Below are 25,798 nucleotides of genomic sequence, written 5' to 3'. Positions count from 1 at the left end.
CGCTAGTCGTCGTCCATGTTCCCCGGTGTCGTCTTGGACACCTGGACCAGGAATTCGTAGTTGGTCTTGGTCTTGCGCAGCTGCGACATCAGCAGGTCGATGGCCTGGTGCGAGTCCAGACCCGACAGCACGCGGCGCAGCTTGTGCACGATGCCGAACTCGTCGGGCGAGAGCAACAGCTCGTCCTTACGAGTACCGGACGGGTTGACGTCGACCGCCGGGAACACCCGGCGCTCGGAGATCTTGCGGTCCAGCTTGAGCTCGGCGTTACCGGTGCCCTTGAACTCCTCGAAGATGACCGTGTCACCGGTGGATCCGGTCTCGACCATCGCCGTGGCGATGATGGTCAGCGATCCGCCTTCTTCGATGTTGCGCGCCGCGCCGAGGAAACGTTTCGGCGGGTACAGCGCGGTCGAGTCGACACCACCGGACAGGATCCGGCCCGACGCGGGCGACGCGTTGTTGTACGCGCGGCCCAGGCGGGTGATCGAGTCCAGCAGCACCACGACGTCCTTGCCCTGCTCGACGAGCCGCTTGGCCCGCTCGATGGCCAGCTCGGCGACCGCCGTGTGGTCCGTCGGCGGCCGGTCGAAGGTGGAGGCGATGACCTCACCCTTGACCGAACGCGTCATGTCGGTGACCTCCTCAGGGCGCTCGTCGACGAGCACGACCATGAGGTGGCATTCCGGGTTGTTCTTGGTGATCGCGTTGGCGATGTCCTGCAGGATCGTGGTCTTACCGGCCTTGGGGGGCGACACGATCAGGGCACGCTGGCCCTTACCGATCGGCATGATCAGATCGATGACTCGCGTGGTCAGCCGGTCCGGGGTGGTTTCCAGGCGAAGGCGCTGGTTGGGGTAGAGCGGCGTCAACTTCTGGAAATCGGGACGCTTCTTGACGTCTTCGACCGGTCCGCCGTTGACGCTGTCCAGGCGAACCAGCGGGTTGAATTTCTGCCGCTGATTGGGCTGTTCGCCCTCCTTGGGCACCCGCACCGCGCCGGTGACGGCGTCACCGCGGCGCAGGCCGTTCTTGCGCACCATATTCATGGACACGTAGACGTCGTGCGGGCCGGCCAGATATCCGGAAGTGCGCACGAACGCGTAATTGTCGAGGACGTCAAGGATGCCGGCTACCGGTTGGACGACGTCGTCCTCGCGCAGTTCGGCCTCGCCGCCGCCCTCGCCGGAGCGCTCACCGCGACGCCGGCGGTCACGGAACCGGCGGCCGCGCCGGCCCCCACGCCCGTCGCCGTCGTCGTCCTGCTGGTTCGAGCCGCCGCGATTTTGCTGGCCGCCGGAGCCTTGCTGATCGCCGGAATCTGATCCGCGGTCGTCGTTCTTGGATTCCTTTTGGCCTTGGCCCTGGCCGCCGTCGCGCCGGTCGGCTTGGCCGCCGTCGCGCTTCTCGGCCGCGCGAGGGGCGGTGCCGTTGCGGCCCGCCGAGCCCTCGCCGTCCGCCTCATCGGCGGCGGGGGTGGCCGATCCCGCGTCGCGGGAGGCGCCGCGCCGTTCCCGGCGTTGGCTGCCCTCATTCGCCGAATCCTTCTGTTCCCCTTGGGCAGTCGGTTCTTCGGCGGCAGTTTTCTGTTGGTTCTTGTCCTGTTCGGACTTGCCGGTGTCCTCGGACGGGGCGGCCGCGGACGTACCGTTGGCCTGTCCCCTCATTTCCTTGATCGCGGCAATGAGCTCGTTCTTACGCATCCCCGACGTCCCCTTGACGCCGGCCTGATTAGCCAGCGCGCGCAACTCGGGCAGCACCATGGAGGACAGGGAACCGGCCGGGACGTTGGTTTTCACGTCCGGAGTGTCGGTGGTCACGGCGTTCGGCAGCTGATTGCTGTCCGTACTTTCGTCAGCCGTGAACAGGTCCGTATCAGTCACGGATTTCCTTTCTTCCCTCGCTGATCACGTCATACGAGGGGTTCGTTGCATTCAGCCAAATTGCCGAGTGCACCCAATCATCGACTCTGCAACGGTGATCGCCTGAGATGGGCGGAGAAAGCGGCGAACCTCGTCCACGAGATGAATTGGTGTTGTCCCAGCGGCAAGGCAGTATGTATGCAGATGCAGATGCTGCAATTGCTGGACGATGCCGAGGATAACCCGCATCTGTGCTTGAAGCAAGCAAACCCTCCGGTGCGCTCGTGGATTAACCAGCGACTGTGACACCCGGGCTCCAGCGAGCCCCTTCGCCGGGCGTCATCTCCGCGATGGTGAATCCATTGGCAACGCCGCAGGCCAACGCCTCCGACGGCAACTCCGACTCGGTAGTCAATGCGATGACGGACGGACCCGCCCCAGAAAGCGTCGCCGACACGTTAAGACGCCGCAGCAGCCGCAGATATTCCGCCGAGGCCGGCATGGCCGGGGCCCGTTGCGGCTGATGAAGCACGTCCTCGGTGGCCGCCATCAGCAGATCCGGGCGTTGGGTCAGCGCCACCACCAGCAATGCGGCGCGGCTGACGTTGAATCGTGCGTCCTCGTGGCTGACCTGGGCGGGGAGCAGTACCCGCGTCTCGGCGGTCGACGAACGCTCTTCCGGGATCGCGCAGAACAGCCGGATATCGGGGTGCAACGTCAGCGGGACGGCCGAGTAGGCCGGCGAATCGCCGGCCCCCTCGGTCCACGAAACCACCGCGCCGCCCAGCACCGCGGCCGCGGCGTTGTCGGGGTGACCCTCGAACTCCGAGGACAGCTGGATCAGCTGAGCCTCGCTGAACGGGGTGGAATCCGTTTGCGCGACAAGGCCATTGACCGCAGCAAGGCCGCTGACCACAGCCGCCGCCGACGAACCGAGGCCGCGCGAATGCGGGATGGCATTGCGACAGCGCACCATCAGGCCGGGCGCACGGACGCCGGCGGCCTGCAGCCCGCGCTCGATGGCTCGGACCACCAGGTGCTCGGGCCCCAGCGGCACCTGTCCCGCGCCCTCTCCCTCGACCTCCACGACCAAGCCGGAATCGGTTGTCTCCAGCACGATCTCGTCGTACAGACTCAATGCGAGGCCGATGCTGTCGAAACCCGGGCCGAGATTGGCGCTGGACGCCGACACCACGGCGCTGGCCACCAGCCCGGCGGGCAGCAGCTGGTTCACCGGCAAGCGCTCATTACGCGAGTCCCAATTTCTCCACGACGAGTACAGGATCCACCGGCAGCGGGGAAACGGTCGGCATATCCTTCAGCGCCGTGTCGGGATCCTTGAGGCCGTTGCCGGTGACCGTGCACACCACGGTCGACCCGCGGGGCACCCAGCCGTCTTCGACGGACTTGAGCAGGCCCGCGATGCTGGCCGCAGAGGCGGGTTCGACGAATACGCCCTCGGATTCGGCCACCAGGTGGTAGGCCGCCAGGATCTCCTCGTCGGTCGCTGCCAGGAAGCGTCCATTGGATTGCTCCTGAGCCGCCACGGCGGCCGTCCACGACGCTGGCGAACCGATCCGGATCGCGGTGGCGATCGTCTCGGGGTTCTTCACGGGTTTGCCGTACACCAGGGGCGCGGCCCCCGCCGCCTGGGTGCCCAGCATGCGGGGCAGCTTCTCGAACACGCCGTCCTGGTGGTACTCGGTGTAGCCCTTCCAGTACGCGGTGATGTTCCCGGCGTTGCCGACGGGCAGCGAGTGGATGTCCGGCGCGGTGCCCAGCGCGTCCACGATTTCGAACGCCGCCGTCTTCTGGCCCTCGATCCGCACCGGGTTGACCGAGTTGACCAACGAAATCGTCGGGAAGTCGGCGGCCATCTTGCGGGCCAGCTCCAGGCAGTCGTCGAAGTTGCCGTCGATCTGAATGATTCTGGCTCCGTGCATCACCGCCTGCGCGAGCTTGCCCATCGCGATCTTGCCCTGGGGTATCAGGACCGCACAAGTGATGCCGGCGCGCGCCGCGTAGGCCGCCGCCGACGCCGAGGTGTTTCCGGTCGATGCGCACAACACGGCCTGCTGTCCGCGTGCCACGGCGTCGGTGACCGCCATCGTCATACCCCGGTCCTTGAACGAGCCGGTGGGGTTGAGCCCCTCGACCTTCAGGTGGACCGTGCAGCCGGTCTGCTCCGACAGCCGGGTCGCCGGGATCAGCGGGGTGCCACCCTCGAGCAGCGTGATCGCCGTCCAGTCGGCGCCGACCGGCAACCGGTCGCGGTACGCGGCGATCAGACCCGGCCAGGGTTTGTGGACCGCGGTTCGTGGCGTGCTCATATGCTGGTTCCTTCCAATCGCAGCACGCTTGCCACACTCTGCACGACATCCAAATCGGCCAGCGCATCAACGGTTTCCGAGAGTGCGGCATCGGTGGCGCGGTGCGTGACCACCACGATGCGGGCCCCCACCCGTCGCCCGCCCTCGTCCACGACGCCTTCCTGACGAACCTCGGCGATGCTGACCTCACGCTTCGCGAATTCGGCCGCCACCGAGGACAACACACCGGGCTTGTCCGCGACGTTCATGCTGACGTAGTAGCGGGTCGAGATGAAACCCATTGGCGCAACAGGCAATTGGGCGTACTTCGATTCTTTCGGACCGCGACTGCCCAGCACCCGGTTGCGAGCAGCCATCACCAGGTCACCGGTCACCGCCGATGCGGTCGGCGCACCGCCGGCGCCCTGGCCGTAGAACATCAGCCGGCCCGCCGCTTCGGCTTCCACCACCACCGCGTTGAACGCGCCGTTGACGGTGGCCAGCGGATGCTCCAGCGGCACCAGCGCGGGGTAGACGCGCGCCGAGACCCGTTGCTGGCCATCGTCGGTCGTGATGCGCTCGCAGATGGACAGCAGCTTGATGGTGCAGCCCAACGCATGCGCGGACGCGAAGTCGGCCGGGCTGATCTTGGTGATGCCTTCGCGATAGACGTCGTCGGCGGTCACCCGGGTGTGGAAGGCGATGGACGCCAGGATCGCGGCCTTGGCCGCGGCGTCGTAGCCCTCGACGTCGGCGGTGGGATCGGCCTCGGCGTAGCCCAGCGCACTCGCGTCGGCCAGGGCGCTGGCGTAGTCGGTGCCGGTGCTGTCCATCGCGGACAGGATGTAGTTGGTGGTGCCGTTGACGATGCCGGCTACCCGGACCACCGTGTCCCCGGCCAACGACTGGGTGAGCGGACGGATCACCGGGATGGCGCCCGCGACCGCCGCCTCGAAATACAAGTCGACATGCGCGTTTTCGGCTGCCTGAGCCAGTTCGCCGGTCGAGGTGGCCAGCAGTGCCTTGTTGGCAGTGACGACCGACTTGCCGTGCTCGAGCGCGGCCAGGATGGCCTTGCGCGACGGCTCGACCGGCCCCATCACCTCGACGACGATGTCGACGTCTTCCCGCGAGACCAGCTCTTCGATGTTGTCGGTGAGCAGTTCGACGGGCACACCGCGGTCGTCCGCGACGCGCCGTACCCCGATGCCGCGCAGCGCAAGGGGGGCGCCGACACGGGCCGCGAGATCGTCCGCGCTCTGCTCGATGATGCGGACTACTTCGCTGCCGACGTTGCCCAACCCGAGTACCGCTACGCCGACTGGCTTTCCATTCCCGGACACAGTCACCTCACTTCCAAACTCAGCAGATCGTCGACCGTCTCGCGGCGCAGGATCAGGCGGGCCCGTCCATCGCGAACCGCGACCACGGCAGGGCGGCAGATCATGTTGTAGCGGCTCGACAGCGAATAGCAGTAGGCGCCCGTCGCGGCCACCCCGAGCAGGTCGCCCGGTCCCAGATCACCGGGCACCCAAGTGTCGCGCACGACGATATCGCCGCTCTCGCAGTGCTTTCCGACGATGCGGGCCAGCGCCGCCGGTGCGTCGCTGACCCTGGACACCAGCCGGGCGTCGTACTGCGCGTCGTAGAGCGCGGTACGGATGTTGTCGCTCATGCCGCCGTCGACGCTGACGTAGCGTCGAACGGCCGTCGTGCTGACCTCGACGTCCTTGACGGTGCCGACCTCGTAGAGGGTTATGGTCCCCGGTCCGGCGATGGCCCGTCCGGGTTCGACCACCAGCCGGGGCGTGGGCAGACCAACGGCCGCGGATTCATTGCCGATGATCGCGCTGAGCTTGGCTGCGAGTTCGGCCATCGGGGGCGGGTCATCGGAGGCCAGGTACGAGATGCCAAGGCCGCCACCGAGATCGACGGTCGAGATCTGTGCGGTCTTGTCCACCCCGAACGCAGCCACGACCTCCCGCAGCAGGCCGAGGACGCGGCGCGCGGCCAGCTCGAAGCCGGCGACGTCGAAGATCTGCGAACCGATGTGGCTGTGCAGGCCGACCAGCCGCAGGTGATCGGTGGCGAATACCCGTTCCACCGCCGCCATCGCCGCGCCGCCGGCGACCGACAGGCCAAACTTCTGGTCCTCGTGCGCGGTGGAGATGAACTCGTGGGTGTGAGCCTCGACGCCGACGGTGAGTCGCACGAAGACGTCCTGGACGACGCCGGCCTCCCCCGCGATCGTTTCGAGGCGCTCAATTTCGGTCATCGAGTCCACGACGATATGGCCCACACCGGCTTTGACCGCGGTCGTCAACTCCGTGACAGATTTGTTGTTGCCGTGCAGGGTAATTCGCTCCGGCGGGAAGTTGGCGTGCAGCGCAACGGCCAGTTCCCCGCCGGTGCACACGTCGAGGCAGAGGCCCTCTTCGTCGATCCAGCGCGCAATCTCGGTGCACAGGAACGCCTTAGCGGCGTAGTGGACATTGGCGCCGCCGCCGAACGCCGCCGCGATCTCCCGGCAGCGGGAGCGGAAGTCGTCCTCGTCGACGACGAAGAGCGGCGTCCCATACTCCTGGGCGAGATCGGTCACCGGGACGCCGGCGATGACGGCTACCCCGGCTTCGTTGCGAACCATGTTGTGCGGCCAGACATTCGGCGCCAAGCCCAGCAGTTCCTCCGGAGATTGCGGCCGGGGCGGGCTATCCGCGTGACGGATTTCTTCGGCATGCCGGGGACCGGCGGGATGGACGTTCACATTCTCTCCGGGGCGCTGACGCCGAGTATTGCCAGTCCGTTGGCGATGACCTGCCGGGTGGCCTGGCACAACGCCAACCGGGCGATGTGCAGGTCCGTGGGTCGTTCGTCGCCCTGCGGCAATACCCGGCACGAGTCGTAGAACCGATGGTAATCACCGGCGAGGTCTTCCAGGTAACGGCAGATCCGGTGTGGTTCGCGCAGCGACGCCGCGGTGTTGAGCACCCGCGGGAACTCGCCGACGGTGCGCAGCAGCGCACCTTCCTTGTCGTGGCTGAGCAATTCGAGATGCCCGGTATCGGGAATCAGGCCGAGCTCGGCGGCGTTGCGGGCCAGCGCCGAGAGCCGAGCATGCGCGTATTGCACGTAATAGACCGGGTTTTCATTCGACGCCGAGGACCACAGCGCCAAATCGATGTCGATCGCGGTGTCCACCGACGAGCGGATCAGGCTGTAGCGGGCGGCGTCGACACCCAGCGCGTCCACCAGGTCGTCGAGCGTGATCACGGTGCCTGCCCGCTTGCTCATCCGTACCGGCTGGCCGTCGCGGACCAGGTTGACCATCTGCCCGATCAGCACCTCGACGGTCGCGGGGTCGTCACCGAACGCGGCGGCCGCGGCCTTGAGCCGCGCGATGTAGCCGTGGTGGTCGGCGCCGAGCATGTAGATGCACAAGTCGAAGCCGCGTTGGCGCTTGTCCAGGTAGTACGCGATGTCCCCGGCGATGTAGGCGGGTTTGCCGTCGCTCTTGATCACGACGCGGTCCTTGTCGTCACCAAAAGCGCTGCTGCGCAACCAACTTGCGCCATCCTTGTCGTAGATGTTGCCGGCCTCCCGCAGCTGCGCAATAGCTTCGTCGACGCGTCCGCTGGTGTGCATCGAGTCCTCGTGGGTGTACACGTCGAAGTCGGTGCCGAATTCGTGCAGCGTCTCCTTGATGTGGGTGAACATCAGGTCGACGCCGATCTCGCGGAAGGTCTCGTGCATCTCGGTGTCGGGCAAGCTCAGCGCGTCGGGCGCCTTCTGCAACACCTGGGCGGCGATGTCGTTGATGTAGGTGCCGGCGTAACCGTCCTGCGGGGTGGGTTCACCCTTGGCCGCGGCGATCAGCGAGTTGGCGAAGCGGTCGATCTGCGCGCCGTGGTCGTTGAAGTAGTACTCGCGCGTGACATCGGCGCCCTGGGTGGATAGCAGCCGGCCCAGCGCATCGCCGACCGCGGCCCAGCGAGTACCGCCGATGTGGATCGGTCCGGTCGGGTTGGCCGAGACGAATTCCAGATTGATCTTGGTGCCGGACAGCGTGTCGGAGTATCCGTAGCGGTCGCCGGCGTCGATCACGTCGTTGACGACCTTGGCCTGGGCCGACGCCTCGAGGCGCAGGTTGATGAAGCCCGGTCCGGCCACTTCCGCCGAGGAGACACCGTCGGCGGCGGCCAGCGCCTCGGCCAGCCATCCGGCCAGTTCACGCGGGTTGGCGCCGACCTTCTTGCCCAGCTGCAGCGCCAGGTTGCTCGCGTAATCGCCGTGTTCGGGATTGCGCGGACGTTCGACGGTGACCGTCGCCGGCAGCGCCGACACGTCGAGGCCATGCTCGGCAAGCACCGCGGATGCGGTGGCTTTGAGCAGCTCAGCCAGGTCAGCGGGGGTCACGAGCGTCCATCCTATTGGTTAGCGTGCCTACGCCCCGAATCCATTGGATGTCAGCTCGGCCACCCGCATGCGTTAGTCTGTCTGGGCCCATTGGCGCAGTATGTATATCGTGCGCCCCCGTAGCTCAGGGGATAGAGCGTCTGCCTCCGGAGCAGAAGGCCGCAGGTTCGAATCCTGCCGGGGGCACTCTCTGAACAGGGACGATGCGATCCCGCGCAAGTTTTGCACAACTCGTTACCAGGCAAATCCTTGACGTGTCACTCTTGGCGGGGGCCCAGTCAATGCGACAACTCTCGTCGAGGCTGAAACCTGCGGCTCGCGCCAGCGCACCAACGCGCGCGGCCTAAGCTTGCTTGTAGAGTCTGGCAACAGCGCCGAAAGGTAGGCGCCTGCGGCAAGTGGGAGCGGACGTGGCGGACGTTGCGATAGCCCTCGACGGCATATCGGTGATCGTTAAGGGTCACTTCAACGCTGCCATCTTCTCGCCGCTCTGGCTACTTCAGCAAGAGCTGATCGGCTCTAAGGCTTTCACCGAGGCCAAGATCGAGGTAATCACGAGCGACATCGCGTCCTTTTCCACAGGGTGGCTCAATTGCCAAGTGCTACCGGACACGTTGCAGTTCAGCACGATCGATCCAGACGAGTTCGAACGACTCCGAGATGTAGCGGTCGGTACGCTCCGCGCTCTCCCGCACACGCCCGTAGCTGCACTCGGAATCAACCGCCAGTTTCATTTTGCCCCAGACGATCAGACGCATTACCACGCTGTTGGAGACACACTGGTACCGAAGGCTTTCTGGAAGGATTTGGTTGACCTGCCCGTCACTAGAGAGGTGATGATTTGGGGTCTGCGTCCCGACAAATACGGCGGACGGGTACAGATCCAGGTCGAACCTTCGTTTAGATTTGCCGGACATATCTACGTGGCACACAATGATCACTTCGACTTGAGTGTCGTTGAAGACCGGCCGTCTGATCGCGACGAGGCATGGGAAATCAGCAGTCAGCAACCTGTAAATTGGGAGCCTTCCGCAGAAAAAATCGCTATATTAAATGAGATACTTACGTCGGTTTGGGCTGCCAGTATTCAACGATCCAATGATGTGGTCAACGCGATAGCGAGGATTCGATGACGCCTGCTCTGTCCGAATTGTCGAACACGACCACCGGATATGCATCGGCGGACAAGCTTCGCCGGTCGGTTGATCGCCTGAAAAGCGTTGTCCGCCAGAATATTGAAGAATCATCCGCCTCTGGACTGCTGGACAACGCGGCCGGTACATCAGCCACGGAGCTCGCGTACAACCGTGGGAATCTGCCCGAAGAGCAGAAGGTGGCCCAACGGATCATCGAGCAGCATGCTAGGTTGCTTCGCTCCGCGCTGCGACGGCCGGATATCGAGTCCACAGAGCGCACAGCGCCTCCTGACTTTCCGATCATGGGCATGCAGAAATGGGAGGGGCGAGTCCTCGACGTCGACGACGACTTAATCTCCGTGGAGTTGGTGCCATCTGGAGAAGGTCCGGTGGTGACTGCGGACTTCGCCAGACACCGACTTGACGAAGAGGACGTGCGGCCAGGCGACGTGGTCTACGTGACTGCCCGGACCATCCGGGGATGGGGAGGCCCTACCTACACATCCTCGATCCGGCTTCGCCGCTTGGGAAAGTGGACAGAGGCGGAGATCGCCGATCAGGCTCAGCGAGCGAAAGAGGAAGTAAAGGAGTTGGCCGCCTACATTGAGTAGCGCGCGAACCAATCCACCGGAGCCTGACGAAGTCGAGGTGTCGGTGTTCGGCCCAGGCAAAGGCGAGTCCGTCGCTGTACACATCGGAGGCGGCGAGTGGATTGTCGTGGATTCATGCCGAGATCAGCAGACCAAAGAAATTCCAGTGCTTAACTACTTGACTGGGATGGGTGTAGACGTTTCGAAAGATGTCAGGTTAGTCGTGGGCACTCATGCACATGATGATCATATCGCTGGGCTAGCGACGGTATTCGACGCTTGTAAGAACGCATTTTTCGTATGCGCCAGTGCCTTAACGCTCGACGAGTTCATGCGGGACATCCAAGCTGATGCGGACATAGAAAGCCACATACGCCCGGCTATCCGTGCCGAGTACCGGAACATATTCAAAATCGTGAAGACGCGGCCTGTAGGTAAGCGATTGAAACACGCGTCCGAAGAGAAGCCGTTGTACCGTCGCGACGGTACAACCCAAACGCCAGCCGCGCTGATTACAGCGTTGTCTCCATCAAGCGAAGCTATCGAGCGAGCGCGGTCAATACTAGAGGCTGGTCTCGCCAGGGCTGGCGACAGGCGGCGATTGAGTTCCACCGACCCGAATGAATTAGCCGTCGCGATCCTCGTAAACGTAGGGCCCACAGCAATTCTGCTCGGAGCAGATTTGCTAAGCGGTCCAAAAGGCTGCGGTTGGGACGCCGTCCTAGCAACCTTTCGGCCAGATCCTCGCGCAAGTCTTTTTAAGGTTCCACATCATGGGGCTCCCAATGCACACCACGAAGGAGTATGGACGCAGCTCCTGACTGACAGCGTCGTATCTTTGCTTGCGCCATACCGAGCAGGCCGCACACCCCGGCCCGCAGAAGCCGACATCGATCGCTTGAAGAGCCATTCCAAGGCGGTGTACTCATCAGCCAATCCCAAACCCCCCGCGCTAAGTAAAGCTGTCAGGCAGACCCGTGCCGCAATCGGCATCGCCCAAAATGTGCGTTTCGAGGGCGTTAGCGGCCAAGTTCGGGCACGAAAACATTGCGAAACAGGCGACGACTGGGAAGTTGCCCTCTTTCCACCCGCCATGCAACTATGAACGGCCGGGCGTAGACATCGCGCGCACGACGGCGCGAAACGGGTTACCACAGAACATGACAGTGCTTACACACCATCTCGCTCCAGGCTGAACACCGACGAAGGGGCCCCGACACCGACTAGCGGAAGCGACGCCGGACTAATCGTCGTCCTCAGCCACTTCAATCTCCCGTAGCCGCTTTTTGTCGGGTCCATACAGAATCACGATCCGGGTAGCACGCGGCGGCTCGTCATCGTGTCGCGGGTGCCTCTTGAACCTGCCGGGGGCACCAAGTAAATGCCTGGCTTTAATATTTCCGGGCTATTTCCGGGCTATAGCGGGCGCGAAGGTGACGACCGACGACGACATTGTCGAGTTCCGCTTCGACGTGTAACTGAACACCGGACGACATCCTGTACGCCACCGGGTATTCGCAGAGAACGGGCTCAGTCGGCAGTGGTGAGTCGGACCTCGGGCTCGGCCTGACTGCGCTGGCTCGGCGGAGTCCCCCGCGTCTAGCCGATTCGCCGCACTTGCCCGGGAAGGATGAGGTCGCCTCGTAACTCCTGAGTAGCCTGAGCACGTGGACAAACCGCTGGTTATCTCGGCTGAGCTGTATAAATACTGGCACGTCGATTTCCAGAACGAGACCATTCGAATTGTTTGTCAGGATGGTCAGATCATTGAAGAGGAACTGGAATCTAGGTTCAGGACTGTGGGCTCCCAGATCGCCAGTTCCACCTTCGACTGGGAGAAGTGGTGGGTCATGTCGATGACCGTCAAGGGAGACCTGATCATCACCGAAGGGTTCAATCCGACCTCTCAGCCACCATTCAATGGCCGACCTTCGGTCTACCTTGATCAGAATCGCTGGCGGACCGTTTCTGACGTGCTGCACGATTCAACCCGAGTGAAGGACGGCGCTGAACGGCGCGCAGCCCAAGACCTCATCGACCTTGCCAGTGACGGCCGCATCGTTCTTCCGTTGTCCATGGGTCACATGTTGGAAACAGCGGGCCTCTTCGGCGAGCGACGCTACGAGGTGGGTCTGACCATGGCCAGGCTAGCGGGTGGGTGGCAGATTCGGCATCCACTTGACATCTGGAAGCACGAGGCTGAAATGACGATTCGAGGTCACCTCCGACGCTTGGAGGGTGCGCCCGTCTTTCATCCGGTCATTACTGAGCCTGGCGCGCTTTTCGGAAGTGACACGACGCTGGGGATCAGTGACGAGATGCCTGACGCCGATAAGTTCTTGGCGATGTTGACGATGCCATGTGTCGTCCTGGACGCCCTGGTTGATCCCGAGCGCACTCCAAAGCATGAGCTTGCAGACTGGGTCGATCATCACCTGCGTATTACGGCCCAAATGCATGCGCAGAATGTTCCGAAGCACCAGCGTCGCCAGCTCGCTAGGCGCCGGTATTGGAACGAGAACATCGGCTTCTATACGGCTGTCTACCAGCGATTGACTCGCGCTGCAGACTTCCCGATGTTCAGCGACAGCGAATTGAGCGAGTTGTTTTCCACTTCCCCCATGGTCGGGTTCTTATCCGAACTATTCGTACGCCGATTCATTGATCATCGAACCAAGTGGTGCCGTAACGATTTGCTTGACATGCTCCACCTTTCGAGTGCGGCCGCGTATACCGATTACGTTTGCGCAGAGGTGCACACTGGAACACAACTCCGCGAAACCCAGCGAATGATGGGGAGAAAGGAGACAGTCTTCACAAAACTCGACGAATTGGTCGAGGCTATTCAGTGAGATGTCGCCAGGCTCAAACCCTAAGTCCCTGAGAGGAAACGCCGAGCGTTCCCATCCCGGTACTTCTGGTTTTATCTATGCGGAAGCGACGAGTTGCCGCGCGGCGGAGATCGCTTCCACGTGCCGTCGTCTCGTTGTAGCTCATGCGTCTCGACGCAAGTTGTTCTATAACAAATGCGGTCGAGTTCCGCCTCAACGTGTAGCCGCGTTCCGGTTCAACCTCTGGCGAAAGCGCACAGCAACGCCGAAATGTGCGGCTTGGAGGAGCGATTGTGAACATTTAGGTAGATCATGCGATCGGCGCCACGAATGGAGAACCGTCTATGCCTCTCCCCGAATCTACCCGTTCAGAAGTCGTGGGCTATGCAGTCGCCGACTTGCCGGGTGATCTCGCGTGGCACGTCAACTTCTTTGATTTCATTGGCGATTCGGGTCTCCGTGATCGGCTCGGACAAGAGTTCTATGCGGCGAGGTGCCTTTACAAGCTGTGGGAAGGGCTGAGGATTGATGAGCCGTGGGCGAGGCAGGCGCAGGTGCAGCTGCAGGTTCAGCAGTACGCCTCGATCTACGAGGCGTCCATCCATCACCTTCTGTTCGTTGAAGCAGCCGAGGCGCCAATAGTTCAGCGTCTTAATGAGTACGAGGCGCTGGTCGAACGTCCGTTACCGGGCCACATTATGGAACGCATTCGTCGTCTCGACTCTAGCGACGCCAATGACATAGTCGGGGCAGTGCTGGCGAGACGCCGCACGCAAGAGTCCAAAATTCGGTTCGATAGCAAGGTTGCAGCGGCCGTGAAACTTGGAATTCTCGACGAGCCCCTTGGGCGAGAGATCAAGGGCTTTTATACCGCCCGGAACTACATCCACATCCATGCAGAGCTCCGCCAGACCGATGTTGACTGGCAGGTGTCGTTTGCGCGTGACGCGTATCGACGCTTAGAGCCGTTCAAAGCTCAGGTCTCATCCTGGCTTGCGAAGGGGGCATGATCGAAGTCAACCGCTGGGTCCTGCAGAGAGTGCGGACGCGGACTACTGCGAGCACCATCCTGCGTTCATCTATTGATGTTCATTGTGTACACGTTTCTGGCGACGGAACTTGGTGGAGGTCCGGTTCGGAACAACGTCTACGTCGAAAGCCAAGGCATAGCCGTTAAACTGGCTCGGGAGGTTGCGTCCCGACCCGCCGCCAATGGACGTCGTTCGCGTCGGTAAAGGACATCACCAGATTGTCTGCCTCCGACCACTCAGCCGCAGGGCCACCGTGCTGGTCAGCGGGCCGAACCATCCACTTGGTGGCCTCGCCCGCGCCCACGGACCCTTCTTTATAGTCGGCCTGCCGCTTCGTGCTCGACGGGTAGTAGACGGTAAGGGGCGCGCCATTAGCCGACTGCAGAAAGATGTCGGTGATGGCGGCGTCGCCGTGGTTCTGGACCAGAAATCCTGACTGGCCGTGCAGCGGAACCCCAATCCCGAAACTGACGCGCTTGGCATGTTCGGCGACTGCCGCCGCCCGACGCGCTTCGCTCTCCTCTGCGAGCCGGGCGACGTCGGCGGCGATAGTGTTACCGGCCAACAAACGCGCTGACAGCATCCGCACCTCGGAGGCCTTCGCAGGCTCCGACTGCGCTGCACCTCGCACGAAAATCGTGCCCTCTGGGTAGGTGGCCTTGTTTTTCTCGAAGGTGCGTTCCAGGACGTGAATCGGATCGCCAGGCTGGGGTGGCGCGATCACCACGACGAGAACCGTTTTCCCCATGAACGGGGAGGCGTGTGGCACCCAAGATGGACCATCGATGTACGTCTTGAGCTTCTGAGCGAGGGTCGCGTAGTCGAGGTTGACGACTCCGGGCGCGCTCTGGGGTTGAACGCCGGCGACTATGTACGCATAGCCCTCGACAGCCAATAGCGCTTGGGCGACCTGGCGGTTGGCGAAACCGATGATCACCTTCGCCAGAGTGCCTTTCCCGGCCGGAGTGCCGAGATCAAGCGGATTTCCACTCCAGCCAGTTGGTCTCATGGGCCACGCCAGGTGTGTCGTCGTAGATCGCTTGCACGATCGCCAGCAACTCGGTCTGGCTCCTGCTCGCCTTCGTGGTGTCGATCGCGCTCACGCTCATCGTGGCGCAGCCTACGCTCGCCTTATTACAAATGCGGGGTGTTGTCAGCCCGCGCCTTAACCATCGAGTTCGAGCATCCGCAGGGTTCGAATCCTGCCGGGGCACTCATGTTCTTGTAGTTCAGAGGACGTTTCCGTTAGTCAGCTCGGCTAATGAAGAACGCCGTTTTGGGCCTCAGTGTCGCCGTTAGGCACGCTGATACGTTCACCGCGGCATGGACTCAGATGGTGCATTTCAACCCGACGTGGGCGTCGTGGTACCCGAGCCGGCGATAGAACGCCCGAGCCCTTTCGCGAGCCTCGTCCGTGGTCACCTGCGCCAGCCGTGCCCCGTGTGCTCGGCCGTAGTTGTGTGCCCACTCGACGAGTGCAGTACCAAGGCCCTGTGCGCGTTCGGCTTTGGCGACCCGTAATCCCTCGATCTGCAGCCGGGTGGCACCGCCGCGGGAAAGGCCGGGAATGACGGTCAATTGCACCGTCGCAACGACCATGTCGGAACTGTTCAGGACGACTCCGAGATAGTTGGATCGGTTGCGAACGACCATGTCGTAGGCCGCCTCGTAGCGTTCGAGTTCGGCGCCTTCGCGATCCTGACCGAATTCGTCGTCGGAGAGCAGCTGGGCGATCACCCCCACGTGTTCGCGCGTCGCGCGCTGCACACGATATGTGCGGCCCGCTACCCGCAACAGTCCTCGAACCGAGGACTGCGCCAGTGCCTGTAGGCGCGCCACCAACAGGTCCAGCCACGCCCCCACGTTGGTTCGTGCCGCCGCGGTATCTGGGTAGCGGCATCGTAGATGTAGCCCGGACTCGTCCTGGATGAACCACAGCATGACGCCGTCGGTATCAACGCTCGCGCTCACATATTGTGCGTCGAGTCCGACCGAGTCGATGCGCACCGGAAGTCTGGTTTGGTCCAGCCAGGAAATCGCGAACATGCCGGGCGCGATTGGCATTCCCCCCCACGGGGCCAGTACGTCGGCCAGTGGCCAGGAACCAAGCTGCACGGCTTCTTTGACGGCGGCGGCCGCGGCGTGCGGCTCGGCAACCGCCGACTCCAGGACCGAATTGGTGATGAACCAGCCCACCGAGTCGTGCCATTTTTCTTCAAATCGGCTGTGCACGGGGAACACCGCGCGCAGTGGGGCCCCGGCCAACTCGCGGGTCACCGCAGTCATGGCGACCACCGCAAGCGCCAGCGTCGAGACACCGTCCTCGCGTGCCTGCTCGGCAAAAGCGGCGCCGTCATCGACGTCGAACACGTCACGCACTTCAACGCGTTCCGGATGCGGCCCGAATTCGTCCAACGGCAGCGGAAACCGTGGCATGACCCCACCGCTGTCGCTGATGATTTGTGCCCATCGGGCGCGCACATGGTCAGGTGCCGCGGGACGGTCCAACAGTGCTTGCGTGTGCACGACAAATGCCGGCGGCGGCTGCAGCGACGGCGTACGAGCGATGCGCGCGTCAGCGAGCACCGACAACAGGTCTCGGGCAATCACCAGCATCGACCACATGTCCACGTGGGCGTGGTCGGCGGCGATCACCACCGTCAATCCGGCGGCAGTCTCCAGCACACACAACCGATGCGAGGGCCGCGCATAGGGCGAGCACGCCGCATTGAGAACTACTCGCAGTGCGTCGTTGACCGCCTGGCCTGGAGCGATCTCATGCTCGACCCACCTGTCCGGGTGAATATCGATCTCATGCAGCTGCGGGTCGCCGTCCGGCCCGGGTGCGAATGCCGTTCGTAGCGTGCCGTGACGGGCGATCACCGCCAGCCACGCATCGGCCAACGATTGGCGGCTGACCCCTGCAGACAACCGAATGGACAGAGCCATCCAGGAACCGGGCCGTGGGCCCGCACCAACGTGTATGCGTTGGTCAAAAGACACCGGGAGCTGCCGGCCGAGGTCAGACACCGACACGTCGTAGCCCCAGAGTCGTCCGAAGGGTAGCCGCAGGTGCGCCACGTTGGTCAGCCGCATGGCGGTACCCTAACGCCCCAGATAGCCTGAATGCTCGGTCAGCGCGGGGCGAGCCGTCGGGTCGTGAAAAGAGTTGCGTGATGTCCACTTTCGTGGTTCCTGGAGCAGAGCTTGCGGTTGAACTGAGCGACGAGGGTGGTCATCCGGTTGTTCAACTGCACGGACTTACCTCCAGCCGCGCGCGTGACCGGGTACTCAATCTCGACCTCGGCAGGGGCCTCAGCGGGACCCGACTGCTGCGGTACGACGCACGCGGCCATGGCAAGTCGACTGGGCGCAAGGTCGACGAGGATTACCGATGGGAAAGCCTTGCCGAGGATCTTCTGCAGCTGCTCGACAAATGGTTTCCCAGCGAACGGGTGCACGGAGTCGGCCCGTCCATGGGTACCGGCACGCTGCTGCACGCGGCTGCCCGCGAGCCGGACCGCTTCGCCGGCCTCACGCTCATGGTCCCGGCCACCGCGTGGGAAACCCGGCCCGCGCAGGCGGCGATCTACCGGGCTGCGGCCGAACTTATCGAAACCGAGGGAGTCGGGGCGTTCATCGCGTCGGCGCGTGGGCCGACTCCGCCGCCAGCCACGGTCGGCGCGCCCGAAACAGTTCCGGATGTGGCCGATGCGCTGCTGCCGTCACTGTTTCGAGGCGCGGCTCTCAGCGACCTGCCCGCTCGCGAGGTGGTCGCACGAATCGATGTACCGACGACGATTCTTGCCTGGGTCGGCGACCCGGCGCATCCGATGTCGACGGCGGAATCGCTTGCGACACTGATGCCGCGGTCAACGCTCACCGTGGCGCACGTCCCGGCCGATGTCGAGACCTGGCCCCAGATCCTGAGCCAAGACGTCGCCCGCAGCGGCTGACTTGTTCGGCAGATGAATACCGCTGCGATTGAGCGCACTGCCCAACCACGACGTCGGCCCGGCGCGGCGGCGACGTCTTCAGGTGATCCGATTGGGACCGGTTGTCGCACAACAAATTTCATTTTGCCCGCTGAGGAATCCGACATCCGACACGCACACCCGCATTGTCCTTCGAGAGTGCGAGTATGTAGCTCAATTCCGGCAAGTCATCAATCCGCACCGCGGGATTCACGCGTACGGTTGCAGCGGCCCGACCTGGCCGCCCGGATGGGTGCCATCGCCCTGCCGTAAAACGGTGAGACCGCCGGGAATCCACGGAGTCTGCAGCTGCGCGGTCGAGTCAGGCGGAGTCACCACGATCGTGGTCGGCGGCCAGGCCGGCTCCATGCCGTCGGGGCCCAACTTCGGCAGAAAGGCCACCAGGCTGGCGGCGGACGCTCCCGGCGCGAGCACGACGGGCCGCACATCGCCGCTCTCTCTGGGCAGGCTGTAGGTCGGGCCCAACGGCGGATCGTCGGGGCCGACTAGGTCCACGCCGGGATAGCCCTGCAGGGTGCAGGTCTGCCGGGAGACATTCGTCAGGATCACGTAGAAGTGCAGATAGACCTGCTCGCCGGGCGAAATCGGTGGACTGGCACTGAGTTTCAGCGAATCGGCCCCGCACCATGGCGTGGCCGCCGCGGTGGTATTCGCCGCTGCTGCCAAAGCGAGCGCAGACGCAATGGCCATGGCGGCCGCACCGAGTCTCATCTATTTCGCCGCGTCGACCTGGTCCCGACCGTATTCGATGACGGGCGCCGAGTCGCCGTACACGTTGAGGGTGTGGATGAAGCGATGCAACCCCATCACGCCCGCACAGGTGAACCCAAGCTCGATGATCTGTGCGGCGGTGAAATGCTCGCCCAACCGCTTGTAGAACTCGTCGTCGATCGCATGATGATCGGCCGAGAGCAGATCAAGGAACTCGACCGCCATCTGCTCTTGCGGGGTGAGGTCGCCGTGACCCGGTGCCAGCAGGCAGACGACGTCATCGTCGGTGATCGAATCATGTTTGCGCGACTGGCTACACGGCTCGCATTCACCGAGTTGGGCGCTGCGGATGCGCAACAGCTCGAGGATCCGACCGCCCAGCAGGGTGCCGGCACCGAGGTGGGTCCGCGCCATGTTCACCTGTTCGAGCTGCGCGCTGCGGTAGGCGAAGATCTGCAACGGCACCGGCGTCGCGTAGAGCCCGGCGGCGACGCCGGCATCGACGATTTCGCGGGAGTGCGCGCTGAGTTCTTCCATCGGGATTGGTGCAATACGCGGCATTAATTCAGGCTATCTTTTTTGTGCGGTGCTGAAAAGGAGAAATCGATGTCCAGACTTGCCGGAAAGGTCGCGATAGTTACCGGAGGTGCCGGCGGGATTGGTGCGGCGACGGCAGCCCAATTAGCCCGCGAAGGCGCGGCTGTTGCCGTCGTCGATATCGATGAGGCAAAGGCCAACGAGGTCGCCGACGAGATGCGGCGAGCCGGGGCCCGAGCAATCGCCCTCGGCGGCGATCTCGCCGAGGAAGACGTGGCCAGGTCCGTGGTGCAGGCCACGGTGGCAGAGTTCGGCCGGGTCGATGTCCTGCACAACAATGCGGCGCTGACGTCCAGTAGCTTCCTGTCTCGCGATACCACGGTCTGCGAGATGCCCCTCGAGGTGTGGCACCGCTCCATGGACGTAAACCTCGGCTCCCAGCTGCTGATGTGCAAGTACGCCGTGCCCGAAATGCTTAGGGGCAGTGGAGGTTCGATCGTCAACATGTCGTCGGGCGCGGCACTGTCGGGTGACCGCACCCGCTTGGCCTACGGCGTCTCGAAGGCGGGGGTGCACGCGCTGACGATGTATGTGGCCACCAGCGAGGGCAAGGGCGGCATCCGGGCGAACACCATCGTGCCCGGCTTGATCCTGACCGATGCCGTGCGTGCGCACCTGTCCCCCGACATCCTCGACGGCTTGGGCCGAGCCACCCTGACGCCGTACGTCGGACAACCCGAAGACGTCGCAGAACTCGTTGTTTTTCTGGCTTCCGAGCAGTCCCGCTACATCACCGGACAAATGATTTCGATTGACGGCGGGATGTCAGCACATGTCGCAATGAATACCAGCGATTAATTAATCGCAGCAATTATCAACACGACCGCCATTGCGACCGGCGGACGTGAATTAACGAATCCCTATTGAGTTGTCGGCCCGAGCGCGTACACGCCGGTCTCCGGGTGGTGATACCAGCCGCTGGCGGCATGTGTGCCGCCGTCGACGTGGATCGTCTGGCCGGTGATGTAGCTGGACATCTCGGACGCGAGAAATACTGCCGCGCCGGCCATTTCGTCCACGTGACCCGCGCGCCCCATCGGAACCGTGAAGCCCATCCGCTGCCTGGATCCCGGCGGCGCTATCTGCTCGAGGCCTTCGGTCCAGGTGATGTCGGGGGCCAGCGCGTTGACTCGGATGCCGTGCGGAGCGAGTTCGAGTGCGGCGGTCTTGGTGTAGTTGATGACGCCCGCTTTGGCGGCCGCATACGTCGCGTAGCCCGGGGCGGCCCGCACCCCCTCGATCGAGGTGACGCTGATGATGCTGCCGGGCAGTTTCTGCTCGACGAGGATGCGGGCCACTCGTTGCGTGCACAGGTACACGTGGCGCAGATTCGACTTGTAGAGGGCGTCCCACCCGTTTTCGGTGGTCTCGAGGATCCCCGACCAGAAAACGCCGCCGGCGTTGTTGACCAGGATCGTCACCGTGCCGAGCTCGCCCGACGTCTGCTGCAGCGCGGCGTCCACCGCGGCGCTGTCCCGTACATCGACGGGGATCCCGAGAGCACCGATCTCCTCGGCGGCGGCCGCACAGCTATCGGGGTTGCGCTCCCAGATCGCCACCCGTGCGCCGAATGCCTTCAGCCCCGCCGCGATGCCGCGGCCGATGCCTGCGCCCCCACCGGTGACGACGGCGACGCGATCGGTCAGGAGCACGCTGGAGGGATCGAGTGCCATGGGCTGACTATAGAACATTCCCATTTCACGGTTTACAGTTATCACTAAATATGTTCGATATGTAACGCAGTCCGAGGGAGGCCGCGATGGCCAGCACGATCTTCGTCACCGGCGCGACCGGTCAGACCGGCGGCAACGTCTGCCAGCAGCTGATCGAGCGCGGCGACCACGTCCGCGCCCTGGTCCGCGATCCCGACACGGCCACGGCGCTGGCCGAGATCGGCGTCGAATTGGTCAAGGGCGACATCAGCGACGCCGACGACGTGCGGGGCGCCGCCAAGGGCGCCGAGGCGGCGATCCACTGTGCCGCACTGCTGGGCGGTGCGAGTCAGGACCTCGACGATTTCAGGGCCGTCAATGTCGTCGGCACGACGAACGTCCTGGACGCGGGCAAGGCCCACGGCATGCGCCGGGTCGTCGCCCTGAGCACCGCCACCTTCCTCGATCTGAGCACGGGCGTCGACTTCGAAGAGGCGCCGGTGCTCAAGAACCCGCCCAACGATCCCTACACCGTCACCAAACTCGCCGCCTTCGAGGAGGCCCACCGGCGCGCGGCTGCCGGCGATGACGTGCTGACGTGTCACCCGGGCGCCATCTTCGGGCCCGGCCTGGTGGTGGAACGGGCATTGCACCGCACCAGTTTCAACCGGGTGCTATTGGCGGGTATGCGCGGAAAGATCAAGCGCTACTTAGCCTTTCCGGTGACCTGGGTAGCCGGAGCGGATGTCGCGAAGGGCTCGATCGCAGCTCTGGACGACGGGGTCGCCGGCGAGCGCTACCTGTTGGTCGGCCGGCCCGAGGACACCTTCAGCACCGCGGGCGGCATCAACCGCGCCTGCGAGGTCGCCGGAATCGACCACCGCGTCGAGGATCTCGACTACCGCACCGATCCCGAGGCGCTGACCGCCGAATTCGGGCCCACATTGATGGCCATCGCAGAAGCCGCGGCGCGCAGCGAGCGCAAGCCCCGAACCAACAACAACCTGACCGCCCGGCGACTCGGGTATGCGCCGATGTCTTTTGACGATGGGCTGCGGCTGTTGATCTCGTGGCTACGCAAGCTCGGCAAACTGTAGGGACCGCCACGGTGTCGACCGCCGAATCACGCAGGCCCCGTTCGGATCACGGAGATCTGTCCGACCGAATCCTGGACGCGGCCGAGCGGCTGATCTTCCGGACCGGCGCCCGCAAATTGTCGCTGTCGAACGTGGCAACGCTGGCCGGAGTGTCGCGGCCCACCATCTACCGCTACTTCGTGTCCAAAGAAGACCTGATCGACGCGATGGGAAAGCGCGAACGCCGTCGGTTCAGCACGGCGATGGACGACGCGATGTCCGGAGTCGTCGGTGTCGCACGCTTGGCGGCGGCGGTCGACGTCGTCGCGGGGTTCCTCGAGGCTCAGCCCCCGGGGCGGCTGCTCGACCTCGAGCCGGGCTTCGCGCACGACCAGATGGCCGCGGCACTACCCATGATCACCGAAGGGCTGGTAGGGGTTTTGCAGCGCTGTGCCCGCGAGGGGGCGCTGGCCGCGGCGGTGGATCCCCGCGACCTTGCCGGCGCCATCGCACGGACTGCGTTGAGCCACTACATATTTCCCGAGACTGATCGCGCCGCGGCTCGTCGACAGATCCGGGCCGCCGCCGGTCTCGCCGGATACCCATGATGGCCAAGGTTGTCGGAGCTCAACGGCTATCCCGACTTTCTTTGTTCTTCATACATGTGGCGCACAATGACTCCATGTCCATATCTTCCTGGCTGGTCAGAATTACCGCCCCCGCAATGGTTGGTGCCGCCCTGGTTGCGAGCGCACCGATGGCGACTGCCGATCCCGTCAATGACGGATACCTTGCTCAACTGCGCGCCGCCGGCCTGTCCTGGCCGCCGGGACACGAGGCCTCCCTGATCGGGATGGCCCAGCTCATTTGTGACGATCTCGGTTGGGGCTGGACTGCAGACCAGATATCCCGGGACGTGCACGCCAACTTGGACCCGAGAGGCATCGCGGTCGGTGACGTGGCATCGATGGTCGGCATCGCGCACGCCACCTATTGCCCTAACCAGAGGTGTTGGGCGCCGCACTGCTGAGTGCTGCGACACGCATGTCGATTTCATAGGACTTTTCGGTACACCCGACCAATTTGTCTTTCAATTCGATATGCGTTCCAGAGCAGAGGGATCCTCCCTATTAGTTAGCAGATACGTTCTCGTCAGGTGGCCCGCGCGGCGGTAAATCCACGACATGAGGGCGGAAAAGATGAGGATCAACACATTCATCGCGGCAACTGCATTATTTGCTGGCGCGGCTACGTTGCCGGCACCCCCGGCCTCGGCCGAGCCATTGGCCGCGGCCGACGACACGAAATTGAACGGTGTCTACCGCTACGCCGACGAGGACGGCGACACCGGAACGTGGACCATCAACACCACGTGCAAGCAGGTCTGCGTCGCTCACGTGACGACCGCGCCGGGTTTCGGGTTCAATGCCCCGTTCATTGACGGCCTGTACAGCGTGACGCGCACCATCCCGGAGGCCGCCATCTGTTCGAACGACAACAGCTTGCATCCGGTCACCGTGCACCAATCATGGGACCCGTTGACGCTCACCGGCCTCGCCGTCTTCATGGACAGCACCGCGCCCTGCGGCCTCACCGACCCGCACGACACCTTTACCCTGACGAAAATCGGCTAGCGATTCAAAATCGTTCCACCGCAAGCCTTTTGGTCGCCAGCGCGGCGGCCGGTTGGACGCCGATCACACCTTGGAGCCCAGCCCCGCGATCAAATTGATCGTGACCGCCAGGACCACCGCGCCCAGCAGGTAGGACACCAGGGCTTGTCGCAATACCGTCGCCCGGATGGACGCCAGGTTGATCTCGGTGTCCGACACCTGGTACGTCATGCCGACGGTGAAGGCGACATACGCGAAGTCCTGAAACCGCGGCGGCTCCGGATCATGGAAGTCGATGCCGCCGGGAACGCCGGAATAGTAGAGCCGCGCGTAGTGCACGGTGAACAGCGTGTGCACCGCGAACCAGGACCCCGCCACGCTCAAGACGCCGACGATGGCCGCTTGGAGGGCCTCGGCGCCGGAGCGCGACCCGGCGGCCACCACATACCCGACGCCGCCCAGGCTTGCCACGCTTGCGGTCAGGATGATCGCGTCGGCGAGCCAGCGGGTCGGGTCCTCTCGCGTCGCCCACACGCGGGTTTGGTCAGCGTCCATTCCGCGCAGGATGAGCTGCGTCCACACCACATACACTCCGGCGGCGGTGATCCAGCCGACCAACGCATACCGCGACCCGAGGGCATCTCCCACCAGGAAAGCGACGACAACACCGAGCACCACGACAACGGCCATCCGAACCGCGACGGTGTCGCGGAGCAACTTCACCAGGGACGTCACAGTCCCGACCTAACCATCATCGGGTAGCGACGCTCCGGAGAAACTCCGAAAAAGACATGATTGCCGCCGGTCACTATTTCGCGAGTATTGGAAAGTTCCGGCATTTCATGTCGTAGCCTGGCCATTTGCTGAGAACCAGCGTCGCGCGTCGCCAATCGCCGCGCCGGCTTCGGTTCCGGACGGCCCGCAGCCACCGCGCCCAGCGAAGTATCCGTCACGAACATGGGAAGCCGGTTGGCGCCCGCGCAGCGACCAGCACGGCGCGAGTCTTTGCCCGCTTCGTCAATTCGCCGAGCAGACCCGCCTCGAGAACCGCATAATGATGCCGTTGCACCGCCCCTCCCAAACAAGGAGCCGACCATGATTTCTGCTCGCAAACTGTGCCTATTGACGGTCCCCGCAATTGCTGCCGCCGCGTTGACCGTCGGCACCGGAATTGCGGTCGCCGACGATGACGCCTACCTCGCACAGATCAAGAAGATCGGCCTCACCGGGGACCCCACCGGGTTGATCCAGCTCGGGCACTTGATCTGCGTCGACCGCGCCGCCGGCGAGACCCCAGATCAGCTGGCCCAAGTGGTGCAGAGCAAGAACCCGGGGATCAGCCTCAGCGACGCGACCGGCGTCGTGAGCGCCGCGGAATCCAACTACTGCCCGTAATAATGTGAGCGGGCCTCGGTCATTGCGGGACTGCTGAAAACGCCGCCACCGGCATCTCCACCGTTCCACGACACGGGCCGCTGGAGATGTCGGTGTGCCAGGTGCCACGCAGCGACCCGTCTGGTTGCGGCGTGTAGAACGCCCACGACTTCGCGGGTGCCCAGACCCTCGGAACCCCTTCGCCCATATAGCAATCCCACTGAAAATCGAAGTGCTCCACCCAGCGGGCGCCATCCCATATGTAGTGAGATGGCTGAGGCAACGTCGGGTTTTTCGGGACAGGCCCGTTCGTCGCGGTCGCGACACACCTGCCGGACGCGCACGACGTGACGAAGACGTAGTCAGCGCTGAAGGTCGATTCGGCTTGACCGGCCGCCACGCTGGTGCCGGTTTTGTTCACGGCGTACCTCACCAACGAGTACTTGCCATTCCAGACCGGTGTCGCTGCGTGCGCCGAGATCGCGGGAACGCCAAGAACCGCGACGATGCCGAGCACCACGGCCAGGTAACGCGAACACACCGTGCCCATGGTGCGGACTCGACGACGCGACGCGGTATCGGCACGGACACGATCCGGCGGTGATGCC

The 25,798-nt window shown here is 63.8% G+C and carries 25 protein-coding genes and 1 tRNA gene; 12 read left to right on the top strand and 14 right to left on the bottom strand.

The window, feature by feature from the left end:
* Nucleotides 1-2: 2 nt before the first annotated feature.
* From rho to argS, 6 genes are all read right to left on the bottom strand, one after another.
* Entirely contained in the window at nt 3-1,883 is a 1,881-nt protein-coding gene (gene rho / locus SKC41_RS15545; RefSeq protein ID WP_330978389.1) for a transcription termination factor Rho, read from the bottom strand.
* A gap of 268 nt (nt 1,884-2,151) precedes the next feature.
* Nucleotides 2,152-3,087, bottom strand: a complete 936-nt coding sequence (gene thrB, locus SKC41_RS15540) for a homoserine kinase (RefSeq protein WP_330978915.1) — start codon at nt 3,085-3,087, stop codon at nt 2,152-2,154.
* Nucleotides 3,088-3,109: 22 nt separating this feature from the next.
* Nucleotides 3,110-4,192 (bottom strand): threonine synthase, encoded by a 1,083-nt coding sequence (gene thrC / locus SKC41_RS15535; RefSeq protein WP_330978388.1) that lies wholly within the window; start codon nt 4,190-4,192, stop codon nt 3,110-3,112.
* Nucleotides 4,189-5,514 carry a homoserine dehydrogenase gene (locus tag SKC41_RS15530; RefSeq protein WP_330978914.1) on the bottom strand — a complete coding sequence of 442 codons (1,326 nt, stop codon included), beginning with the start codon at nt 5,512-5,514 and terminating at the stop codon, nt 4,189-4,191. Before SKC41_RS15530 ends, thrC begins: the two co-directional genes overlap by 4 nt.
* Nucleotides 5,515-5,516: 2 nt before the next feature.
* Nucleotides 5,517-6,935, bottom strand: coding sequence for a diaminopimelate decarboxylase (lysA, locus tag SKC41_RS15525; RefSeq protein ID WP_330978387.1), 1,419 nt, complete (start codon nt 6,933-6,935; stop codon nt 5,517-5,519).
* Complete coding sequence (gene argS / locus SKC41_RS15520) at nt 6,932-8,584, bottom strand: arginine--tRNA ligase (protein WP_330978386.1); 1,653 nt, start codon at nt 8,582-8,584, stop codon at nt 6,932-6,934. The genes lysA and argS overlap by 4 nt, the downstream gene beginning before the upstream one ends.
* 113 nt (nt 8,585-8,697) lie before the next feature.
* On the opposite strand from argS, the gene SKC41_RS15515 reads away from it, so the two are divergent.
* The 5 genes from SKC41_RS15515 to SKC41_RS15495 all read left to right on the top strand — a co-directional run bounded on the left by SKC41_RS15515 (nt 8,698) and on the right by SKC41_RS15495 (nt 14,151).
* Nucleotides 8,698-8,770 (top strand) — tRNA-Arg (locus SKC41_RS15515).
* Between the two features lie 224 nt (nt 8,771-8,994).
* Complete coding sequence (locus SKC41_RS15510; RefSeq protein WP_330978385.1) at nt 8,995-9,717, top strand: hypothetical protein; 723 nt, start codon at nt 8,995-8,997, stop codon at nt 9,715-9,717.
* Nucleotides 9,714-10,331: a hypothetical protein gene (locus tag SKC41_RS15505; protein WP_330978384.1), complete on the top strand. Its 618-nt coding sequence runs from the start codon at nt 9,714-9,716 to the stop codon at nt 10,329-10,331. Before SKC41_RS15510 ends, SKC41_RS15505 begins: the two co-directional genes overlap by 4 nt.
* 1,646 nt (nt 10,332-11,977) lie before the next feature.
* Entirely contained in the window at nt 11,978-13,162 is a 1,185-nt protein-coding gene (locus SKC41_RS15500; RefSeq protein ID WP_330978383.1) for a hypothetical protein, read from the top strand.
* A 323-nt stretch (nt 13,163-13,485) separates the two neighbouring features.
* A complete protein-coding gene (locus SKC41_RS15495) occupies nt 13,486-14,151 on the top strand; it encodes a hypothetical protein (protein WP_330978382.1) in 666 nt (221 codons plus the stop codon).
* 163 nt (nt 14,152-14,314) lie between these two features.
* On the opposite strand, the gene SKC41_RS15490 is transcribed toward SKC41_RS15495, so the two are convergent.
* From SKC41_RS15490 to SKC41_RS15480, 3 genes are all read right to left on the bottom strand, one after another.
* Complete coding sequence (locus SKC41_RS15490) at nt 14,315-15,109, bottom strand: hypothetical protein (RefSeq protein WP_330978381.1); 795 nt, start codon at nt 15,107-15,109, stop codon at nt 14,315-14,317.
* A 37-nt stretch (nt 15,110-15,146) separates the two neighbouring features.
* A complete protein-coding gene (locus SKC41_RS15485; RefSeq protein ID WP_330978380.1) occupies nt 15,147-15,281 on the bottom strand; it encodes a hypothetical protein in 135 nt (44 codons plus the stop codon).
* A 220-nt stretch (nt 15,282-15,501) separates the two neighbouring features.
* Nucleotides 15,502-17,268 carry a GNAT family N-acetyltransferase gene (locus tag SKC41_RS15480; protein ID WP_330978379.1) on the bottom strand — a complete coding sequence of 589 codons (1,767 nt, stop codon included), beginning with the start codon at nt 17,266-17,268 and terminating at the stop codon, nt 15,502-15,504.
* An 80-nt stretch (nt 17,269-17,348) separates the two neighbouring features.
* Here SKC41_RS15480 and SKC41_RS15475 point away from each other — a divergent pair, with 80 nt between their 5' ends.
* The gene (locus SKC41_RS15475; protein ID WP_330978378.1) at nt 17,349-18,128 is read left to right on the top strand and encodes an alpha/beta fold hydrolase; all 780 of its coding nucleotides are present in this window, start codon (nt 17,349-17,351) and stop codon (nt 18,126-18,128) included.
* Nucleotides 18,129-18,356: 228 nt separating this feature from the next.
* Here SKC41_RS15475 and SKC41_RS15470 read toward each other — a convergent pair whose 3' ends face one another.
* A complete protein-coding gene (locus SKC41_RS15470) occupies nt 18,357-18,857 on the bottom strand; it encodes a DUF4232 domain-containing protein (protein ID WP_330978377.1) in 501 nt (166 codons plus the stop codon).
* Nucleotides 18,858-18,878: 21 nt separating this feature from the next.
* Nucleotides 18,879-19,439, bottom strand: a complete 561-nt coding sequence (locus SKC41_RS15465) for a carboxymuconolactone decarboxylase family protein (RefSeq protein WP_330978376.1) — start codon at nt 19,437-19,439, stop codon at nt 18,879-18,881.
* A gap of 45 nt (nt 19,440-19,484) precedes the next feature.
* Here SKC41_RS15465 and SKC41_RS15460 point away from each other — a divergent pair, with 45 nt between their 5' ends.
* The gene (locus tag SKC41_RS15460; protein ID WP_330978375.1) at nt 19,485-20,273 is read left to right on the top strand and encodes an SDR family NAD(P)-dependent oxidoreductase; all 789 of its coding nucleotides are present in this window, start codon (nt 19,485-19,487) and stop codon (nt 20,271-20,273) included.
* A 62-nt stretch (nt 20,274-20,335) separates the two neighbouring features.
* Here the strand turns inward: SKC41_RS15460 and SKC41_RS15455 are convergent, their stop codons facing one another.
* Entirely contained in the window at nt 20,336-21,148 is an 813-nt protein-coding gene (locus SKC41_RS15455) for an SDR family NAD(P)-dependent oxidoreductase (protein WP_330978374.1), read from the bottom strand.
* 86 nt (nt 21,149-21,234) lie between these two features.
* Here SKC41_RS15455 and SKC41_RS15450 point away from each other — a divergent pair, with 86 nt between their 5' ends.
* From SKC41_RS15450 to SKC41_RS15435, 4 genes are all read left to right on the top strand, one after another.
* On the top strand, nt 21,235-22,224 hold the full coding sequence (locus tag SKC41_RS15450; RefSeq protein ID WP_330978373.1) for an NAD-dependent epimerase/dehydratase family protein: 990 nt from the start codon (nt 21,235-21,237) through the stop codon (nt 22,222-22,224).
* A gap of 11 nt (nt 22,225-22,235) precedes the next feature.
* Nucleotides 22,236-22,811, top strand: coding sequence for a TetR/AcrR family transcriptional regulator (locus SKC41_RS15445; RefSeq protein WP_330978372.1), 576 nt, complete (start codon nt 22,236-22,238; stop codon nt 22,809-22,811).
* Between the two features lie 74 nt (nt 22,812-22,885).
* On the top strand, nt 22,886-23,233 hold the full coding sequence (locus SKC41_RS15440; RefSeq protein ID WP_442931620.1) for a DUF732 domain-containing protein: 348 nt from the start codon (nt 22,886-22,888) through the stop codon (nt 23,231-23,233).
* 169 nt (nt 23,234-23,402) lie between these two features.
* Complete coding sequence (locus SKC41_RS15435; RefSeq protein WP_330978371.1) at nt 23,403-23,837, top strand: hypothetical protein; 435 nt, start codon at nt 23,403-23,405, stop codon at nt 23,835-23,837.
* A gap of 63 nt (nt 23,838-23,900) precedes the next feature.
* Here SKC41_RS15435 and SKC41_RS15430 read toward each other — a convergent pair whose 3' ends face one another.
* Nucleotides 23,901-24,506, bottom strand: a complete 606-nt coding sequence (locus SKC41_RS15430) for a DUF1345 domain-containing protein (protein WP_330978912.1) — start codon at nt 24,504-24,506, stop codon at nt 23,901-23,903.
* Between the two features lie 405 nt (nt 24,507-24,911).
* On the opposite strand from SKC41_RS15430, the gene SKC41_RS15425 reads away from it, so the two are divergent.
* Complete coding sequence (locus SKC41_RS15425) at nt 24,912-25,211, top strand: DUF732 domain-containing protein (protein ID WP_239720763.1); 300 nt, start codon at nt 24,912-24,914, stop codon at nt 25,209-25,211.
* A 19-nt stretch (nt 25,212-25,230) separates the two neighbouring features.
* Here the strand turns inward: SKC41_RS15425 and SKC41_RS15420 are convergent, their stop codons facing one another.
* Complete coding sequence (locus SKC41_RS15420) at nt 25,231-25,740, bottom strand: hypothetical protein (protein WP_330978370.1); 510 nt, start codon at nt 25,738-25,740, stop codon at nt 25,231-25,233.
* Nucleotides 25,741-25,798 lie beyond the last annotated feature (58 nt).

The organism is Mycobacterium sp. 050128 (assembly GCF_036409155.1).
In the GTDB taxonomy this organism is placed as follows: Bacteria; Actinomycetota; Actinomycetes; order Mycobacteriales; family Mycobacteriaceae; genus Mycobacterium.
This window is presented reverse-complemented; position numbering and strand designations above follow the sequence as displayed.

What these genes read in the sequence shown, in the direction of transcription:
- SKC41_RS15485 (WP_330978380.1), bottom strand. Translation starts at nt 15,281, where the DNA reads ATGAGCGTGAGCGCGATCGACACCACGAAGGCGAGCAGGAGCCAGACC.
- SKC41_RS15425 (WP_239720763.1), top strand. Translation starts at nt 24,912, where the DNA reads ATGATTTCTGCTCGCAAACTGTGCCTATTGACGGTCCCCGCAATTGCT.
- thrC (WP_330978388.1), bottom strand. Translation starts at nt 4,192, where the DNA reads ATGAGCACGCCACGAACCGCGGTCCACAAACCCTGGCCGGGTCTGATC.
- SKC41_RS15440 (WP_442931620.1), top strand. Translation starts at nt 22,886, where the DNA reads ATGTCCATATCTTCCTGGCTGGTCAGAATTACCGCCCCCGCAATGGTT.
- SKC41_RS15505 (WP_330978384.1), top strand. Translation starts at nt 9,714, where the DNA reads ATGACGCCTGCTCTGTCCGAATTGTCGAACACGACCACCGGATATGCA.
- SKC41_RS15435 (WP_330978371.1), top strand. Translation starts at nt 23,403, where the DNA reads ATGAGGATCAACACATTCATCGCGGCAACTGCATTATTTGCTGGCGCG.
- SKC41_RS15470 (WP_330978377.1), bottom strand. Translation starts at nt 18,857, where the DNA reads ATGGCCATTGCGTCTGCGCTCGCTTTGGCAGCAGCGGCGAATACCACC.
- SKC41_RS15465 (WP_330978376.1), bottom strand. Translation starts at nt 19,439, where the DNA reads ATGCCGCGTATTGCACCAATCCCGATGGAAGAACTCAGCGCGCACTCC.
- SKC41_RS15475 (WP_330978378.1), top strand. Translation starts at nt 17,349, where the DNA reads ATGTCCACTTTCGTGGTTCCTGGAGCAGAGCTTGCGGTTGAACTGAGC.
- SKC41_RS15460 (WP_330978375.1), top strand. Translation starts at nt 19,485, where the DNA reads ATGTCCAGACTTGCCGGAAAGGTCGCGATAGTTACCGGAGGTGCCGGC.
- SKC41_RS15495 (WP_330978382.1), top strand. Translation starts at nt 13,486, where the DNA reads ATGCCTCTCCCCGAATCTACCCGTTCAGAAGTCGTGGGCTATGCAGTC.
- SKC41_RS15430 (WP_330978912.1), bottom strand. Translation starts at nt 24,506, where the DNA reads ATGGCCGTTGTCGTGGTGCTCGGTGTTGTCGTCGCTTTCCTGGTGGGA.
- SKC41_RS15455 (WP_330978374.1), bottom strand. Translation starts at nt 21,148, where the DNA reads ATGGCACTCGATCCCTCCAGCGTGCTCCTGACCGATCGCGTCGCCGTC.
- SKC41_RS15450 (WP_330978373.1), top strand. Translation starts at nt 21,235, where the DNA reads ATGGCCAGCACGATCTTCGTCACCGGCGCGACCGGTCAGACCGGCGGC.
- SKC41_RS15480 (WP_330978379.1), bottom strand. Translation starts at nt 17,268, where the DNA reads ATGCGGCTGACCAACGTGGCGCACCTGCGGCTACCCTTCGGACGACTC.
- SKC41_RS15420 (WP_330978370.1), bottom strand. Translation starts at nt 25,740, where the DNA reads ATGGGCACGGTGTGTTCGCGTTACCTGGCCGTGGTGCTCGGCATCGTC.